This window comes from Actinomyces sp. HMSC075B09, from assembly GCF_001812395.1.
GTDB lineage: Bacteria > Actinomycetota > Actinomycetes > Actinomycetales > Actinomycetaceae > Gleimia > Gleimia europaea.
On record NZ_KV808730.1, the window covers coordinates 144039 to 160148 of the forward strand.

The 16110-nt window shown below is 57.5% G+C and carries 15 protein-coding genes; 7 read left to right on the top strand and 8 right to left on the bottom strand.

Going from position 1 to position 16110, the window contains the following annotated elements; genetic code table 11:
* The first annotated feature begins 45 nt into the window (after positions 1-45).
* The gene (locus tag HMPREF2854_RS00670; protein WP_083309300.1) at positions 46-918 is read left to right on the top strand and encodes a DUF3097 domain-containing protein; all 873 of its coding nucleotides are present in this window, start codon (positions 46-48) and stop codon (positions 916-918) included.
* Positions 919-932: 14 nt separating this feature from the next.
* Here HMPREF2854_RS00670 and hemW read toward each other — a convergent pair whose 3' ends face one another.
* From hemW to HMPREF2854_RS00690, 4 genes are all read right to left on the bottom strand, one after another.
* Complete coding sequence (gene hemW / locus HMPREF2854_RS00675) at positions 933-2270, bottom strand: radical SAM family heme chaperone HemW (protein WP_070617653.1); 1338 nt, start codon at positions 2268-2270, stop codon at positions 933-935.
* Positions 2267-3040 carry a tRNA (guanosine(46)-N7)-methyltransferase TrmB gene (gene trmB / locus HMPREF2854_RS00680; RefSeq protein WP_070617656.1) on the bottom strand — a complete coding sequence of 258 codons (774 nt, stop codon included), beginning with the start codon at positions 3038-3040 and terminating at the stop codon, positions 2267-2269. The genes hemW and trmB overlap by 4 nt, the downstream gene beginning before the upstream one ends.
* An 8-nt stretch (positions 3041-3048) precedes the next feature.
* Complete coding sequence (lepA, locus tag HMPREF2854_RS00685) at positions 3049-4893, bottom strand: translation elongation factor 4 (protein ID WP_070617659.1); 1845 nt, start codon at positions 4891-4893, stop codon at positions 3049-3051.
* A 110-nt stretch (positions 4894-5003) separates the two neighbouring features.
* On the bottom strand, positions 5004-5837 hold the full coding sequence (locus tag HMPREF2854_RS00690; protein WP_148130862.1) for a hypothetical protein: 834 nt from the start codon (positions 5835-5837) through the stop codon (positions 5004-5006).
* Between the two features lie 81 nt (positions 5838-5918).
* Here HMPREF2854_RS00690 and HMPREF2854_RS00695 point away from each other — a divergent pair, with 81 nt between their 5' ends.
* Positions 5919-6626: a hypothetical protein gene (locus HMPREF2854_RS00695; protein WP_070617665.1), complete on the top strand. Its 708-nt coding sequence runs from the start codon at positions 5919-5921 to the stop codon at positions 6624-6626.
* A 247-nt stretch (positions 6627-6873) separates the two neighbouring features.
* Positions 6874-7137 (top strand): 30S ribosomal protein S20, encoded by a 264-nt coding sequence (gene rpsT / locus HMPREF2854_RS00700; protein ID WP_034508104.1) that lies wholly within the window; start codon positions 6874-6876, stop codon positions 7135-7137.
* Between the two features lie 149 nt (positions 7138-7286).
* Here the strand turns inward: rpsT and holA are convergent, their stop codons facing one another.
* Positions 7287-8294, bottom strand: a complete 1008-nt coding sequence (gene holA, locus HMPREF2854_RS00705; RefSeq protein ID WP_261666628.1) for a DNA polymerase III subunit delta — start codon at positions 8292-8294, stop codon at positions 7287-7289.
* Between the two features lie 69 nt (positions 8295-8363).
* Here holA and HMPREF2854_RS00710 point away from each other — a divergent pair, with 69 nt between their 5' ends.
* Positions 8364-9197: an aldo/keto reductase gene (locus HMPREF2854_RS00710; RefSeq protein ID WP_070617669.1), complete on the top strand. Its 834-nt coding sequence runs from the start codon at positions 8364-8366 to the stop codon at positions 9195-9197.
* Here the strand turns inward: HMPREF2854_RS00710 and HMPREF2854_RS00715 are convergent.
* Both HMPREF2854_RS00715 and HMPREF2854_RS00720 read right to left on the bottom strand, forming a co-directional pair.
* Positions 9153-10649, bottom strand: a complete 1497-nt coding sequence (locus HMPREF2854_RS00715; protein WP_070617672.1) for a ComEC/Rec2 family competence protein — start codon at positions 10647-10649, stop codon at positions 9153-9155. The genes HMPREF2854_RS00710 and HMPREF2854_RS00715 overlap by 45 nt on opposite strands.
* Positions 10640-11422, bottom strand: coding sequence for a ComEA family DNA-binding protein (locus tag HMPREF2854_RS00720; RefSeq protein ID WP_070617675.1), 783 nt, complete (start codon positions 11420-11422; stop codon positions 10640-10642). Before HMPREF2854_RS00720 ends, HMPREF2854_RS00715 begins: the two co-directional genes overlap by 10 nt.
* Positions 11423-11521: 99 nt before the next feature.
* Between HMPREF2854_RS00720 and proC the strand changes: the two genes are divergently transcribed.
* The 3 genes from proC to HMPREF2854_RS00735 all read left to right on the top strand — a co-directional run bounded on the left by proC (position 11522) and on the right by HMPREF2854_RS00735 (position 13996).
* Positions 11522-12331, top strand: coding sequence for a pyrroline-5-carboxylate reductase (gene proC / locus HMPREF2854_RS00725; protein ID WP_070617678.1), 810 nt, complete (start codon positions 11522-11524; stop codon positions 12329-12331).
* Between the two features lie 106 nt (positions 12332-12437).
* A complete protein-coding gene (gene hpaH / locus HMPREF2854_RS00730) occupies positions 12438-13223 on the top strand; it encodes a 2-oxo-hept-4-ene-1,7-dioate hydratase (RefSeq protein WP_070617680.1) in 786 nt (261 codons plus the stop codon).
* The gene (locus tag HMPREF2854_RS00735; protein ID WP_070617685.1) at positions 13208-13996 is read left to right on the top strand and encodes an HpcH/HpaI aldolase family protein; all 789 of its coding nucleotides are present in this window, start codon (positions 13208-13210) and stop codon (positions 13994-13996) included. Before hpaH ends, HMPREF2854_RS00735 begins: the two co-directional genes overlap by 16 nt.
* 38 nt (positions 13997-14034) lie before the next feature.
* On the opposite strand, the gene betT is transcribed toward HMPREF2854_RS00735, so the two are convergent.
* Positions 14035-16089 (bottom strand): choline BCCT transporter BetT, encoded by a 2055-nt coding sequence (gene betT / locus HMPREF2854_RS00740; protein WP_070617688.1) that lies wholly within the window; start codon positions 16087-16089, stop codon positions 14035-14037.
* Between the last annotated feature and the right edge of the window lie 21 nt (positions 16090-16110).

A 16110-nucleotide genomic window follows, 5' to 3' on the forward strand; every position in this document is an offset into this window, starting at 1 on the left:
CATGCCTTCCGCGAATTCTGAGTGATTTTCGCTTAGTCTGCCGGTGTGATTGACCGCTATGGATCCAATGTTTTAGCTTCCGACCCTCACCGTGAGGGACCGTTTGCGACCCGCCCTCGACAAGTTCCTATGCCGGCCGAGCGCGGCCTGGTAGTAGAAGACCCCGTTTCAGGGTTTGTAGGTGCTGTTATACGAGTGGAGAAGTCTGGCGGAATGCAGATTGTGGAACTGGAGGACAGGCGAGGAGCGCGCCGCTCCTACCCCCTCGGCGGCGGTTTTTGGGTTGACGGCAAGCCAGTTGAGTTAGTTGCGCCCGCGCCCAAAGCGGCTCCAGAAACAAAACTTACCGCCTCGGGCTCGAAAGCAGTGAAGCTAAAGAGAGCTCGAGTGGCTGTGCCATCACGTATTTTCGTGGAGGGCACGCACGATGCCGAACTGGTGGAGAAGGTGTGGGGCGATGATCTACGCGTTGAGGGCGTGGCCGTGGAGTACCTCGAGGGCGTGGACAACCTAGAGGATGTGCTGGAGGTTTTTGGCCCCTCGCCTACTTCTCGGGCAGGCGTGCTAGTGGATCACCTCGTGGATGGATCCAAGGAGTCACGCATTGCGAGTGCCGTTATGCAGCGTTGGCCGGGCGATGTCCTGGTGGTTGGACACCCGTTTGTGGACATATGGCAGGCGGTGAAACCAGCGCGTGTAGGGCTGAAAGCCTGGCCGAACATTCCGCGCGGCACCGATATTAAAGTGGGAACATTGCGCGCCCTGGGATTGCCGCACGAAACCCGCGAAGACATTGGCCTGGGTTGGCAGGCGATTTTGGCGCGCGTGCGAGATTATCGCGACCTCGAACCCGCACTGCTTGGCCGTGTAGAAGAGTTGATTGACTTCGTCACTGTTGGCGGCGCCGAACAGATCTGAGGTAGCCGGAAAACCTAAACCGTGAGCTCACGCGTCACGTAGTCTGCCAGCAAGCGACCTTTCAGCGTTAGCTTCACGATCCCTGCACCCGCGGCCGCCTCTTCAATCAAACCTTCATCTATGAGCACAGGCACGCGCCCATGAATCTGCGGGGAAAGGCTCGAGATTGGGATCCCATCAGCGGTGCGGATGCGCAGCATGACGGCCTCGAGGACGCGATCAGACTCCTCCAAAATCTCCCCTGCCTGCGCAGGAGATGCGAGTGGTGCCAAAGGGCGGGGTGCGGCTGCGCTGTCTAAACCTGCAGCGATGCCCGCTTCCGCGCCAGCGGAACGCGCCCCAAGATTTGCAGAGCCGCCCGCGAGCGCATCAGCCCATGCGCGTGGATGCTTGCGATTCCACCAGCGAACGTCACCCACGTGCGAGTGCGCTCCGGGCCCAATCCCCCACCAGTCCCAGTCGAACCAGTAGGCCAGATTATGACGCGAAGCGTGTTGCAGGTTGGTGCTTCCCGCCGCCTCGTCGTCCTCTAGCTTTGCCCAGTTTGAAATCTCGTACCACGCGTATCCGGCCTGCGCCAAGAGAGCGTCTGCAAGCTCGTATTTTTCGGCTTCGTCATCCGGGTCGGGCATGGCGAGTTCGCCGCGCCTCACTTGAGCCCACATTTTCGTGCCTTCTTCAATGACGAGGGCGTAGCAAGAGATATGATCGGGCTGCAGTTCAATAGCGGCTTCAAGCGATGTCTTCCAATCGGTAAGCGACTCGCCCGGAGTGCCATAAATGAGGTCGACGGAGGCGTCTAGGCCGGCCTCACGCGCCCATTTGACCACGTGCGGAACCTGCTGCGGAGTGTGGCTACGGTCCAGGGTTCGAAGCACGTGCAAGACCGCTGATTGCATTCCGAAAGACACGCGGGTAACGCCGGCTCGGGCAAGCTGTTCGAGGCCGGCCTGGTCGATTGTGTCCGGGTTAGCCTCTACGGTCACTTCCGCGCTTGGGTCAAGGGCAAAGTTGTCTTTCACATCCTGCAGGATCTGACCGATTTGGCCTGCCCGCAACAGTGTTGGGGTGCCTCCACCAAGAAAAATGGATTTTACCGGTTCGTGGTTGAAAGGGCGGAGCCGATCTGCGGCAAGCCTTACTTCTTTATTTACCGAGTGGTGATAACTGTCCTTGTCAGCACCTTGACCAAATCCAACGGTGTAGGTGTTGAAATCACAGTAGCCGCAACGAACCGTGCAAAAAGGTACGTGAATGTAGAGGGCCAAGTTTTTACTCGGCGTCCCAACCAGATGCGGGTCAAGGTAACCATCGCTTGGCCATGCAACACCGTCGGGTAGCTGCGGGCTCAATTGGATTCCTCGCGCGGCAAGCGACGTACCACGAGGTCGTGGGCGCCGTGCCCCTCCATCTGCCCACGTTCCTCGAAACGCGTTAAGACACGATCTTCAAACCGAGGAGCAAAACCGCCTCTTTCCGGCTGTGGATCTTCTGGATCCGGACGCTCACCCAAGTAGAGATTCTCGAAGTATTCGCACGCCTCGATCACGTCACGCATCTGCCACGCGTAGTCATCCCAATCGGTGGCCAGGCGCCACACTCCGCCGTCTGCCAGCAGATTCGCGATGGTCAAAGCAAAAGCGTCATTGACCAGGCGACGCTTACGATGTCGTGCCTTCCGCCACGGATCAGGGAAGAACGTCCATACCTCAGTAGCGCTCGCCTGTGGCATCATGATGGGAAGAGCCTGCGCGGCGTCAACCTCGATAAAACGGATGTTATCTACACCCTGCGAAACGGCCCGTGAAATACCTTTCGCAATGCCTTGCGCCCACACTTCCACACCCAACAGATTGACCTGCGGATGTTCCTTCGCATAGGCGACGATCTGTTCACCATTGCCCGTGCCGATCTCAACGATCAGAGGCGCTTGCCTCCCAAACTCGCCGGCAACGTCAAGGCGGTAGGACTCGTCAATAGTTGTGTATCCCCCATCGCGCGGCACCTCGATCACATACTTATCCGCATGCTTTTCGAGGGTGCGCTGGGTGGATGCGTGCAACGTGCGACCACGGCGGGCAAACGACTTAGTGCGCGCCATGTAAGGCGTGTTTTGCGCCATCGGCTCTCCTACGGCGCCTCGGAAGTAAGAGCAGAGATGAACGCCTCTTGCGGAACGTCCACGCGCCCGATCGACTTCATGCGCTTCTTGCCTTCCTTCTGCTTTTCAAGCAGCTTTCGCTTACGCGAAATATCGCCGCCGTAACACTTGGCAAGCATGTCCTTGCGCAACGCCTTGATCGTTTCGCGGGCAATAACTCGCGAACCGATCGCCGCCTGAACCGGCACCTCAAACTGTTGCCTTGGAATCAGTTCCTTGAGCTTCTTGGTGAGCTGCACGCCGTAAGCGTAAGCAGCGTCGCGGTGCACAATCGCAGAAAAAGCGTCAACCTGCTCGCCGTTCAGCAAAATATCTACTCGCACCAAGTCCGAAGCCTGCTGGCCTGCCGCCTCATAATCGAGGGAAGCGTAACCACGCGTACGCGACTTGAGCGAATCGAAGAAGTCAAACACGATCTCGGCAAGAGGGAGCTTGTAGTGAAGCTCAACGCGATCCTGCGACAGGTAGTCCATGCCACCCATCTGGCCGCGGCGCTCCTGACACAGCTCCATAACGGGCCCCACGTAGTCCGAGGGGGTGAGAATCGTTGCCTGCACCACGGGCTCGCGCGTCTCCTGCACCTTGCCGTCAGGGTATTCGGATGGGTTGGTCACTTCAATCACGGTGCCGTCTTCAGCGGTGACCTCGTAGATTACGTTCGGCGCTGTAGCGATCAGGTCCAAGTTGAACTCGCGCTCAAGGCGCTCGCGCACGATCTCCAAGTGCAGCAAGCCAAGGAAGCCGCAACGGAAGCCGAACCCGAGAGCGGCGGAAGATTCTGGCTCGAACGTCAAAGCAGCGTCATTTAGCTGGAGCTTTTCAAGGGCCTCGCGCAGGTTTGTGAAGTCCGAGCCGTCAATCGGGTAAATACCCGAATACACCATCGGCTTGGCATCCTCGTAGCCCTCCAAAGCTTCGGTGGCGCCGCGGATAGCAGTTGTGACCGTGTCACCAACCTTCGACTGGCGCACGTCCTTCACGCCCGTGATGATGTAGCCTACCTCGCCCGCGGCAAGCCCCTCAGTTGGGATAGGTTCTGGCGAGATTACGCCGATTTCGAGGATTTCGTGGTTGGTGCCCGTGGACATCATCGAGACTCTCTCGCGCGGCGACAAGCGCCCATCCACCATTCGCACGTACGTGACCACGCCGCGGTAGGTGTCGTAAACAGAGTCGAAAATCATGGCGCGAGCAGGCGCCTCTTCAACGCCTGAGGGGGCAGGAACCTGCTCGACAATCGCATCCATCAGCTCGGCAACGCCCTCGCCCGTCTTTCCGGACACGCGGAAAATTTCGCTCTCATCCACGCCCAAAAGTCCAGCGATTTCAGCTGCGTACTTTTCCGGCTGCGCGGACGGCAAATCGATCTTATTTAGCACGGGAATAATGGTGAGGTCATTACCCATTGCCATATACAGATTTGCCAGAGTTTGCGCCTCAATGCCCTGCGCAGCGTCGATTAGCAACACAGCTCCCTCACACGCCGCAAGAGACCTGGAGACCTCATAGGAAAAGTCGACGTGTCCGGGCGTGTCAATCATGTTGAGCGCATACGGCTCTCCATCAACCTGCCACGGAATGCGCACGGCTTGCGACTTAATGGTGATGCCGCGCTCGCGTTCAATATCCATACGGTCGAGATACTGGTCTCGCATAACGCGCTGTTCCACAATGCCACTGTTTTGAAGCATGCGGTCGGCAAGCGTGGACTTACCGTGGTCAATGTGCGCAATGATGCAGAAATTGCGGATTCGAGACGGCTCTGTGTGAGCCGGCTGAATCAATTTGTTTTGGGCTTCTAAGATCTTGGCCACCCGGACCTAACCTTTCTGAACTGCAGTTACTCCCAATTGTCGCACTATTGGGGGCGACAGCCGAATTATCGGGCGAACATCACTAAACTAGCGGCATTCCCCGCCGCGATCTAGCGGGTACCCGGGCCGCGCATCGGACTGTTCTCGCGAAAGCGTTTAGCTGCGTTCAAAATCTCGGTCTGGCGCTCGTTGTATGCGGCGGTAGGCTCCACCGGAATGGGAGCATGCAGATCCATGAGGCCACCTGGCCCCGGCTGCGCCAAGAGCACCCAGTTGGCGTAGTTCAAGATTTTTGCCGAGGAGGTGAAATGCTCCTCCTGCCAAATAGGAAGTTCAGCTTCTTCCAAGCTGGCGTGACGGTTCGGAACTTCTACACCCACGCGGCGCGCCCGCACGGCTATCACCGACGGCATCAGTTTGGTTCCAACCCAAGCGAGGACGAGGATAGCTGCCATAACGCCCGCAACCAGTCTGATTGTGGAAGCCACCGGCCCGGTCAACCCTCCCGTTGAGAAGAACGCGAGGAATCCAACCATGAACGCCACTATTAAGAACCACTGGCCGTGGGTTTCAAAGGTCCAGTTAAGGTCCACCATTCGTTGCAAAGTTGGATCAACCGGGGCGTCTTCTGCTTCGTCTTGCTCGAACGCCTCTTCGACGATCTGCAAAGCTGCGGCCAGAGGTAGTGCGCGATCACTCCACTCCCGAAATGCCGCTCCTCCCTCACTCTGCTGCCACTGCTCGAAATCACGGCGCTCAAACGGCGTCATTTGCGCCACCGCTCCCTCAAAATCGGTGCGAAACTGCGAACCCATATGCAAGATGGTGGCCGTATGTGGATCGTTGCGCAGGCCGATTGGGCGCGCCAGCGTAATGGCCGGCGTGTAAATCACTTTCATTGCCGAACGCACTGCCGACATTGAGATTAGATTCAGGTTCTCCAAGTGTCCTCCCAGACAAGAGGGCTTAAAATACAGGCAACACAATCAATCTAAACCATTTGCGAAGCGGGAGTACAAACCACAATGGCCGATCAAAATCGCCCCGAGGGTTGGATCCACAACTGGGAATCAAACAGTGATGAACGCGGCTCCCGCCCTCACATTTACGAGGCCCAGCAAAGCCCGGACGGTAGTTTTTATGTGAGCGAATCCGGGGGCGAGGACGACGTGGCTCGCACCGAGAGAATGACGCGAAACATTGTGACTGTTCCAGGCAGGATCCTGGTTGATCTAGCGCTCCTTTCTGCGGGTATAACTACCCTGCTGGGCTTCATTGGGATATTCGCATACGGTTCATGGGGCTTTTGGATCCCCGCCATCCTCGGTCTTGCCGGGCTGGGGGTGACTCTGTTTTTCGCGGTGCGCCGCAGGCAACTGCAAGAAGCATTTGCGAGGTCTGGCCCCAAACAGGTTCTTCAAGAAAGTTCTGCTTTAAACCGCCCTGGCTCGAAAGCCGATGCGTATGCGGACCTACAAGATGTGGCAGCTAAGGAAGGCGCAAAAATTAAGCGTGCGCGAGAAGAGTTTTCTTCCCGTAGCGCCCGGTTCTTTCCGCGCATTGAAGCGCTACAACGAGCCATGCGGCAAATGGTTGATCCCAGCTACGATGCGGTTTGGCTACAGATCGATATTCGCCCCACTCTCGCGGCTTTTCTTGGGACTGTCCTTGTTATTCCCATTGGAGGATTTCTGATTGTGGTAACCGCAATGGCGCTGCTACTGGCAGGCTAATGCGCAGTTCGGGTTCTTGCACTTAAGGAGTTTCTAGTTGCGGCAAAAGCGAAGCGTGTGCATCATCACCTTGACACGGTGAAAACACGCCTAGTTTGAGCGAGAAACACCTGGTATTATGGCTAGTTGGTTCGCCCTGGTCGGGGCGTTCCAACGCTGAGCTGTTCGCAGTCGAGTGTCCCCCACTTTTGTCCAAGGCTCAGCAACCCCTCACCGACCTTGTAATCGAAAAAGAGAGTGTAAAACTGTGGCAAATATTAAGTCCCAGATTAAGCGCAACAAGACCAACGAGAAGCGTCGTCTACGCAACAAGGCCGTTAAGTCGGAGTTGAAGACGTACGTACGCCGCACTCGTGAAGCGATTGCTGCCGGTGACCGCGATAAGGCTAACGAGGCACTGCAGGCTGCATGCCGCAAGCTTGACAAGGCAGTCAGCAAGGGTGTTATTCACCGCAACCAGGCTGCCAATCGTAAGTCCAAGCTCGCTAAAGCTGTAGCGAAGATGGACTAGCGGATCGACCAAAAGATGGAGGCTCCGGCCTCCATTTTTTATATCCAGATCAGGGTCTTACCCAGAAGGGTACGGCAGAACTACTAGGGTTCTTGGCAAGGATTGGCCGAAAATGGCGTTTGCTGCCAAGAATGCGAGCAAGAGGAGAACTACTTCCCTGCTACCGCTAGGACGAGTTTTTCAAGGGCATATTCTGGGTCATCTGATTCGCCTTTAACGGCGGCATCCGCACTTGCAACAGCCATGACCGCTCGGCGAAGTCGCGCCTCGTTCCAGCCGCGAGCATCCCGGCGCACACGGTCAATCTGCCAGCTCTGCATCCCCAGCTTGGAAGCAGGCAGCGGCGGGCGAATAGAAACTTTTGCGATCTGCCGGACTTTAAGTGCAATACCTCCAACCAAAGCGGGAGCGCTTGCACCTGTGGCCAAAGCATGACGCAAGAGCGTTAGGGCCTCACCGGCCCGGCCAGAAACGGCTGCGTCAGCAACCGCAAACGCAGTTGCCTCCACCCTGCCCGATTGATACCGGTGCACATGCTGGCTGGTGATAGTTCCCTCAACGTCACCAAGCAACTGCGAGGTCATAGCCGCAAGCTCAGCCAAATCTGACCCCAAAGCGTCCACTAGGGCCTGCACAGCTTCGGCTTCGATGCGGCGCCCTGCCCGGCGGACCTCCTCGCGCACAAAATCCATTTTGTCGCCCGGACGCTTCACCTCATTAGCCACAAACGTTGCCACATTCAGTTTTTGCGCGGCGGTGAGCACCTTGCGTCCGGCGTTTCCTCCGTTGTGACGGAGCACCAAAGTCACGTCCGGCTCGGGATGTTCCATGTACTTTGCGAGGTCATCGAACAGGGCAGGTGATCCGGCCTCTAACTCGGGGATGTACACAAAACGCGCCTCGCCGAACAGGCTTGGCGATGTGTGAATAGCCAATTGGCCCGATTCGTAAGAGCCTGCCTCTAGACGGATCATCTCTACAGCAGGATCCGCTTTACGCGCCAGATCACGAAGCTTCGAAACTGCGCGTTCAGCAAGAAGTGGCTCCTTGGACTGGATAAGCACCACGGGAGCCAGAGCTGCCTCAAACCACTGTTTGGGGGCCTTACGATTTTGCGCCATACGTACAGAGTGCCACAGGGCACGGACAATTTTCATCCGCCTGTCCCGCTCCGGTTTCGCCGCCACGCATAGACCTCTAGTCTAGAAATGAAGAAAGGGGTAACAATGGCAGATATTCCAACATTGGAACTACTTGACGGCGGCCGCATTCCCGCGATAGGACTGGGCACTTCAAAACACAAGGGTGTGGAGGGCGCGGCGCTTTTTGCTCGCGCGATTGAAGACGGCTACCGACTGATTGACACGGCCGCGCAGTACGGCAACGAGCTTAGCGTGGGTCAGGGTGTTAAAGACTCTCGAGTAGAACGCGAACAACTTTTTATTACCACGAAGATTGCGGGCGGAGATCAAGGAACGGGCGCAACCACGCACGGTTTGGAAGGATCGTTGCGAAGGCTTGGCGTTGATTACGTTGATCTGACTCTGATTCATTGGCCAAACCCTTCGCGCGGCCTCTATTTGCAGACGTGGGAAGAGCTCATCAAGCTACGTGAGCGGGGTCTGACTAAGCACATTGGAGTTTCGAACTTCTTGCCCCACCAGATTGAAGAACTAGAGGCGCAAACAGGCGTGCTTCCCGTGTTAAACCAGATTCAGCTCAGCCCAATCATTGCCCGCAAGGACTTGCGCAGTTTCCACGCCAGTAAAGCAATAGTGACTGAGGCGTGGCGCCCCCTCGGACCGGTGGAGAACCTGCTGGGACAGGTGCTCGTTGAAAATATTGCGAGTAAGGTCGGAAAATCGCCGGCGCAGGTGGTGCTGCGCTGGGCGGTGCAAAGCGGGATCCTTCCCATCCCGGTTTCTTCGAAACCACAGCGTAATGCCGAGAACTTGCAGGTGTTTGATTTTGAACTCAGTGATGATCACATGCGGGCTTTGGATCTCCTGGATACGTCAGACCGGTTTGTGTGGGATCCGATGAGCCACGAGGAGTGGTAAAAGTCTCCACCCAATGTAGGTGACTGCAATAAGTAGCATCACCAAAACTGTAGCGATTGCTCCCGGGCCGATGATTTGCGCGCCCGGGAGCTTCGCAAACCAGGTGGTGATCGCAATGATCCCTTGGGCACACAACGCGGCAAGCGAAGCTACTTGGCTGGCGTTTCCGATTTGTGCGAGGACAGCGGTTACCAGCGAAAGTAGGGTTGTGGGCGCAACTAGAGGTGCCAGCACAACGTTTGTAAATACTGCGTAGAGTGCAACGCTTCCGTTTAAACATAGGAGTGCGGGGCTGGTGGCTATCGTGGCCGCGAGCGGAACGGAGCCGGCATTCCATAGCTTTTGAGCCAAGCGACGCGATTTGGGCCAGCCTGGTGGAGGGTTTCTTTGCCTTCCTGCCGTGGCGATGAGCACGCCGGCCGTGGAGAGGGTGGACAGTAAAAACCCTACGGAGAAGCTGAGCCACGGGTTCCAGATGATCCAAGCTAAGACCACGAGTGCGAGGGAGTTGAAAGGCTGACCGTGTCGACCCAAAACGCCGCTCCAAGTTGGGATTGCGGCCATTGAAACGGCTCGGATTATGGAGGGAGTGGGCCCAACGATCGCAACCAGGCCGGCCACGATCGTGCTGACCAACGCTATTTTGGCGGTACCTCTGCCCGGAAGTAGCACATTGATTGTGCCTATCAGGATAGCCAGGTGAAGTCCCGAGATGGCGGTTAGGTGGCTGGTTCCCGTCGTGACCATGGCGTCGCGTGCCTGTGGCGGTAAATCGGAGTAGTCACCGATGCTCATTCCTGCAATGAGGCCGCGAGACGCAGGCGGGAGGGGCGCGAGGGCCGAGTGCAGGTTTTTACGAAATGTCACGCGCCAGCCGGTGGCCTCGCGAGTTTCAATATTGGCTGGTTTAAATACGCCAAGCATGGGCGGGGTAAGACCGGCCTGCAGACGGCCTGAGAGTATAACCTGATCCCCCGCGCGTGCCTCGATCCGACTGCCGGCAACAAGGATCTTGCCGCCTGGAACCGCAAGGTGGGTGATCCAGCGGCCTTGTGCGGCCTCACGGCTGGGGCGTTCAACGAATGCGGTAATGACACACCTGGTTTTGCATGCTTCTTTCATGTCGTGACGCGCAAACATGTGCGCTTGTGTGGCAGCTGAAATTACCGAAACCGCAAGGACGAGGCAAAGCAGGGCCGCTGCCGATACGAACGAGCCCGGGTCTTGGCGAGCGTGCGCCGCGCGCCGCGTCTTCTGCACGATTCCAAGCAGCACGAGAACAGACGTGAACGCCAACGATACGAGGAGCACGCCAAGCGTGCTGCCTGAAGAGTTCGCTACCTGCAGAACAAGCGCGGTGGACAGCCATGCCAGTATCGCGGCCGGCACTAGACGCAGGTCGAGTGGCGCGCGATCTAACTGCTCGTTGGGCACGTTTTGAGCTACTGACACAGCTGGTCCTTGAATCCCGCGAACGTTTTTGGACCTATCCCAGAAACCGCGCGGACATCTTCGGGTTTGGTGATGCCGTTTTCGGTGCGATAAGCGATGATGCGTTCGGCGAGCGCGTCGCCAACTCCAGGTAAACGTTGGAGGGTCTGACTATCTGCCACCGCCAGATCGATACACCCGCCCGCGCCCGCCCCAGCATTTGCGGAACCCTCTGCCCCAACCGTGCCTGCGCTCGGTACGCTCAAGCCGCCGGCCGCGCCACCCTTTTCTAGTTCTTCATTGGTGAGGACGTGAATATGCTGCCCATCCGCCACGACCTGCGCGAGGTTTACCGAAGCCAACGCGGCATCTGCGGTCATTCCTCCAGCAGCCTGAACAGCGTCCGCTCCGCGAGCGCCGGCGCGCAGCTGAACCACCGAAGGCTTATTGACCGCTCCAGTGACCTGCACGAAAATTGCGCCCCCGTTACTGGGGTGAGGTTCGGATTCAGCCTCGCTTGGTTGCGGGGCGCGCAGGTCCTCCCCCTCAGCTTTTATGCGTTCACGTAGTTGGGAAGTTCCATCCTCTAAAATCGCATCAGTCGCGGGTGAGGCAATGCCCAGCTGAAAGAGTGAGAACGCTGCAACTGCAACGAGTGCCACGGCGAGCGCCACCGTGGCGAACGGAGAGGGCAAAAGTCTAAGAATAGGCGGATTCGACTTTTTGGCGCTTCTACTAACCGCGTTATCAAAAGCGCGCTGCCTTAACCGGGCCGGCGAAATTGCATGCTTCATGACGCCAGTGTGCCGCTAAGAAAGCCTTGCCATTCTGATCTCTAGCGCGGGCGTGGATAACCCCCGGCGCGCTAGGCTTGTGGATAGGAAAGGAACGCTATGAAAATCGGTTTTATTGGCGCCGGCAATATGGCGAGCGCGATTGTGCGTGGCGTGGTAGCTGCGGGTTTGGATGCAGATGAAATCTACTTGACGGACAGATCAGGAAAGTCTGCTCCTGCACTTGCAACCGAGGTTGGTGCCCACGCGCTGGCCGACAACCACGAGCTAGCCCAAACGGCAGACGTAATCGTACTAGGTGTGAAACCACACGCGGTGGAAGATGTGCTCAAAGAAATCACGCCAGAAATCAGCGACGGTAGCAAACTCGTTATCTCGCTTGCGGCAGGCAAGAGCCTGGCGTCACTGCAGCAGGCAACCGAAACCAATGTGCCGATTGTGCGCGTCATGCCGAATGTAAACGCGGCCATCGGCGAGTCCATGACCGGTATCGCGCGCGGCGCGGCCGCCTCCTCAAAACACGTGGAGATGACCAAGGAGATCATGGTTCCTGTGGGCCGCTGCCTCGTGATCGACGAGGTACACTTTCCTATTTTTTCTGCTCTCGCCGGATGCTCCCCGGCGTGGATGTATCAAATCGTGGACGACTTCGCGCGCGCAGGCGTTAACCACGGCCTTACAAAACACCAGGCAGTTGCAATCGTTGCCCAATCAATGCTGGGATCGGCACAAATGATTCTTGACGAGGCCGCCAATGACGGCGCAACTCCAGCAAACTTGATAGACCGGGTGACCTCCCCGGGTGGTACCACAATTGCAGGTTTACTGGCCGCACAGCAAAGCGGACTATCCACGGTGTTGGGCCTTGCGGTAGACGCGGCTGTGGCCCGAGATGGTGAGCTCGGCTAAGTTTGCGCCTACCCTTCCCCAAATCGTGTACGATTTTGCCTAACGGTACCGATTCCGCGTGCACGCGCGCCGGCACCTGGCAGCAATAAAGACTCAAGGAGGCGTCATGCTGGACCAGACAATCCGCCAATCTATCGCTAAAGAGCTTGTTAAAGCCAAAGAAACACGCACCCCGATCTCCCTGCTCACCGCTCGCTACCCACAGATGACCGTAGAGGACTCCTACGCTATTCAACGCCTGTGGAGATCAGAGAAAGAGGCGGCCGGATGCGTGCTAAAGGGCCGCAAAATCGGACTCACATCTAAAGCGATGCAGGACGCAACCGGCATTGACGAACCCGACTATGGCCTCATTTTTGACGATATGATCTTCGAAACCGGATCCGTATTTGCGTGGGACGAGTACACGCATCCGCGTATCGAAGTTGAGCTTGCATTCGTCCTCGGCAAGGACATTAAGGGCCCGGGCGCCACAATTTTTGACGTTCTAGACGCCACCGAGTGGGTGGTGCCAGCCCTCGAGATTCTCGATTCGCGCATCGAAATGAAGGGGCGCACAATCGTAGACACAATCGCTGACAACGCGGCTATGGGGGCGATGGTTATCGGAGGACGTCCCGTGCGCGTTGACGAAGTGGACCTGCGCTGGGTCAGTGCCGTGCTGTACCGCAACCAGGAAATCGAAGAGACGGGCGTGGCCGCCGGAGTGTTGAACCACCCGGCCGCAGGCGTACACTGGCTGGCAAACAAAATCGCCCCGCACAAGGGATACCTGGGCGCAGGCGAAATCATCCTCGCCGGGTCATTCACTAGGCCCATGTGGGTTTACAAGGGTGACTCGGTGCTCGCAGACTACGGACCGCTAGGGACAATCACATGCCAATTCAACTAGACCCACCTCGCACCCTCATTCAGCATATTGACGAGGCCGGCCGCGCCCTCATCGGCATTTGGGCGTGCGCCGCTTCGCCTATTACCGCAGAAATCTGTGCCTCCTGCGGGCTTGACTACGTGCTCATCGACGCCGAGCACTCCCCCAACGATCTGACCAGCCTCCTGCACCAACTACACGCGACCGCCGCGTACTCGGCATCCACTATCGTGCGTGCACCAATCAATGACGAGCGTTTGATCAAGCAGTACCTCGATCTTGGCGTGCGCAACCTGCTGGTCCCCATGATCGACAGTGCGAAAGAGGCCGAGCTTGCCGCAGCCCGCGTTAACTATCCTGACAAGGGCGTGCGCGGTGTTGGATCCGCCCTCGCACGTGCGTCTATGTGGAACCGGATCCCAAACTATCTGGAGCGTGCACGAGAAACGATTACGCTAATCTGCCAGATCGAATCTGCCAAGGCTGTGGAGGACGTGGAGAATATCCTCGCCGTTGATGGCGTAGACGCCATTTTTGTCGGCCCTGCAGACCTAGCAGCTGACTTAGGAATCATCGGACAGGCCGGCGACGAGGCAGTCAAGTCCCGCGTCATCCACTGCATTAAGGCCGCGAAAGCCGCGGGCAAGCCGGTTGGCACCAACGCCTTTGACCCGGCTATTGCTCGCGAATACATCGATGCGGGTGCAGACTTCGTCCTCGTGGGAGCAGATGTCACTATCCTCGCACGCGGTAGCGAGGCTCTAGCTGAGAAGTTCCTCGAAACTAGTAACTAGATTGGCCGCGCCCCTCTGAAATTAGAACGAGGTAACCATTAGTGATCCTGGCGTGTTTGGCGAGCTGTCTCATCCAGCTCCTGAACACGCCAGTAGTCTTGGTGCACCTCAAACTGGTCAAGTACGTCATGGATTAGCGCCTCGGTGGAATAGCCCATCACGTCGTAATCCTGTTCGCCCTGGGGCATGTGCACTTCCAGCCTGGTCGACATGTGGCTTGCACTGCTCATCTGACCGCCGTACACGGTGGTTGGAGCGTCAACTGCCAGAATGCGATACACAAACTGTTCTTGCCCAACTCCCGCAACAAACTTAAGGCGGTCGTGAATACAGATCGACTCGTCGAGGTCCTCAACTGGCTCATCGCCGCCCCGAATGACCTCTGCCTGATAACCCTGCGCGGCTAATTCCTTCGCAATCAGACGTAGAGCGGGTTCAGCAACGCGGTCCAGATACCTCTTTGCCTGGATCGGTGAGACCTGTTCGAACGTGCGCGCCAGACGATCTCGCCAAGACGGGTTAACCAGCTCCGCACCCGCCCCCGTTATGGTGTTTCGCAATGAGCGTTCCCGCAGCCGAACGCTGCGGTCGTCCTCACGAAGCGCCTTCATCAGACCAAACATGACCAGAACCATAACCACGCTAAATGGTAGCCCCATCACGATGGTAGCGTTTTGGAGAGCTGGAATACCGCCCACAAGTAGCATTCCGATAGTGAGGACGCCGGTGACCGCGGCCCAGAATACGCGTAGCCAGCCGGCCGCATCGTCTTGTACCGAAGGTAGGAATGATGACAGGTTTGCCATGACCAGTGCGCCCGAGTCCGCTGACGTAACGAAGAAGAGCAAGCCCACAAAGGTCGCCACAGCCACGAGGAGCATTGGTAGCGGAAATTCCTGCAGCAGCGTGTAAAACCCGTATTCGGGGATTTCAACCGTCTTTTGCGCGTATTCCAGATTGCCGCCTGTGCGGATGTAGTCCAGGGCAGCATTACCGAAGATAGAGATCCACATGAGAACGTACAGGAACGGGATGGTCATCGTTCCGGCCACAAACTGCCTGATGGTGCGCCCGCGCGAGATTCGGGCGAGGAACATTCCCACAAAAGAGGCCCATGCAACCCACCATGCCCAGAAGAACAGTGTCCATGCAGCTTTCCACGCCGAGGCGTCGGAGTAGGCAAAGGTTTCCAGGCTCATCGCTGGGAAGCGAGTGACGAAGTCCCCCACATTCATGATGATTGCGTTTAGCAAGAAGTCGGTGCGTCCGGTGATCAGCACCCACCCAGACAGTGCCACGGCCAGTACAACGTTGAGTTGGGAGAGGAAGCGGATGCCCTTATTGATTCCCGAGGTAGCCGAGATCGTGGCCACCAAAACGGCTAGCACCACCAGCGCGATCTGTGCAGGTAGTCCTTGACCAATGCCGAACAGAATTTCAAGCCCCACGTTCAGTTGCACCACGCCAATGCCCAGGGTGGTTGCGATACCAAATATCGTGCCAAGGACGGCCGCCCCGTCAACCACGTGGCCGAGGGGGCCGTTCAAGCGGTCTTTGAAGATTGGAGAGAGCGCCGAGCGCACGGCAAGCGGGAGGCCGCGCCGGTATGCGAAGTATCCTAGGGCAATGCCCATGAGGGCATACATTGCCCATCCGGTAATACCGTAGTGGAACAGCGTCCACACGGTTGCCTGCCTTGCCGCTTCTATCGTCTGGGCCTCGCCGATGGGAGGGTTCATGTACTGAGCGACAGGTTCGGCAACGGCAAAGAACATGATGTCGGTACCAATGCCGGCAGCAAACAGCATTGAGGCCCAGGCAAATGTGGAGAACTCGGGTTTGGCGTTGGGTGGGCCAAGTTTAACTTTGCCGAATCGAGAGATAGCTAGCGCGACCACAAACACCACCATGACAGTTGCCATGAGGATGTAGAACGGACCGAACCAGGTGGCAATCCAGTCTACTGCGACGGTTAGCACGCTACCGGCGGTGGCCGGCGAGATCACTGCCCAAAGCGCGATCGCGATAATGCTTATTGCGGATCCGGCAAACACCGGCCAGTTAACCGGGATTCGCGCCGTCTTGTTACTCACGTGTTCTCTCCAATGTAGTTT

Coding starts and splice junctions, on each gene's coding strand:
- proC (WP_070617678.1), top strand. CDS start 11,522: ATGAAAATCGGTTTTATTGGCGCCGGCAATATGGCGAGCGCGATTGTG.
- HMPREF2854_RS00710 (WP_070617669.1), top strand. CDS start 8,364: ATGGCAGATATTCCAACATTGGAACTACTTGACGGCGGCCGCATTCCC.
- HMPREF2854_RS00735 (WP_070617685.1), top strand. CDS start 13,208: ATGCCAATTCAACTAGACCCACCTCGCACCCTCATTCAGCATATTGAC.
- HMPREF2854_RS00720 (WP_070617675.1), bottom strand. CDS start 11,422: ATGAAGCATGCAATTTCGCCGGCCCGGTTAAGGCAGCGCGCTTTTGAT.
- trmB (WP_070617656.1), bottom strand. CDS start 3,040: ATGGCGCAAAACACGCCTTACATGGCGCGCACTAAGTCGTTTGCCCGC.
- HMPREF2854_RS00695 (WP_070617665.1), top strand. CDS start 5,919: ATGGCCGATCAAAATCGCCCCGAGGGTTGGATCCACAACTGGGAATCA.
- holA (WP_261666628.1), bottom strand. CDS start 8,294: ATGAAAATTGTCCGTGCCCTGTGGCACTCTGTACGTATGGCGCAAAAT.
- hpaH (WP_070617680.1), top strand. CDS start 12,438: ATGCTGGACCAGACAATCCGCCAATCTATCGCTAAAGAGCTTGTTAAA.